Source organism: Candidatus Viridilinea mediisalina (assembly GCF_002532535.1).
Classification (GTDB): domain Bacteria; phylum Chloroflexota; class Chloroflexia; order Chloroflexales; family Chloroflexaceae; genus Viridilinea; species Viridilinea mediisalina.
In genome coordinates, this window is the sequence record NZ_NQWI01000332.1 from 1 (window position 1) to 537 (window position 537).

Consider the following 537-nt stretch of genomic DNA (forward strand, 5'->3'; position numbering starts at 1 on the left):
AAGAGCAGATCGGAGAAGTGCTCGTGCAGGGTAGCATCAACGAACGAATCCTTGACCGGCTGGATGTGCGCCAGATCAAAGAGCGCCGTCACCTCAGCGGGCAGAAACTCGCGCAGAAAGCGTGCCACCGCTCCGGGTTGGCTAAAGGTGGCCTTGAAGAACTTATCGTGGGGTTTGGTAAGATCGGTCATGGTTGAGGTGGTGAATAGATCGCTTCGCTCCGCTGGCTGAGCCTGTCGAAGCCAGCGGGGGAAAGCAATGCTTCGACCATCCGCCGCACGCCCGCGTCACGGGCGGCCAGTAGCAGGCGTAGTGTACCACTACTATTGACCTCGTGGCTCGTCAACGGGTCGGCAACCGAGCGCGGCACGGAGGGGAGTGCGCCCTGGTGGAAAACCAACTCAACCCCGGCGACCGCCCGCGCCACGGCGTCACCATCGCGCAGGTCGCCCTCAAGTAGCTCGATCTGATCCTGCACGGCGGCGAGGTTGACGCGGTAGCCGGTGCTCAAGTTGTCGAAGACGCGCACCGTGTCGC

The 537-nt window shown here is 62.6% G+C and carries 2 protein-coding genes; both read right to left on the minus strand.

Annotation, left to right across the window (positions count from 1 at the left end; translation table 11 throughout):
- A partial coding sequence (locus CJ255_RS22295; protein WP_165774901.1) for an Rpn family recombination-promoting nuclease/putative transposase occupies window positions 1–191 on the minus strand: 191 nt, incomplete at its 3' end.
- A partial coding sequence (locus tag CJ255_RS22300; RefSeq protein ID WP_124682067.1) for an NAD-dependent epimerase/dehydratase family protein occupies window positions 188–537 on the minus strand: 350 nt, incomplete at its 5' end. The genes CJ255_RS22295 and CJ255_RS22300, both read right to left, overlap by 4 nt.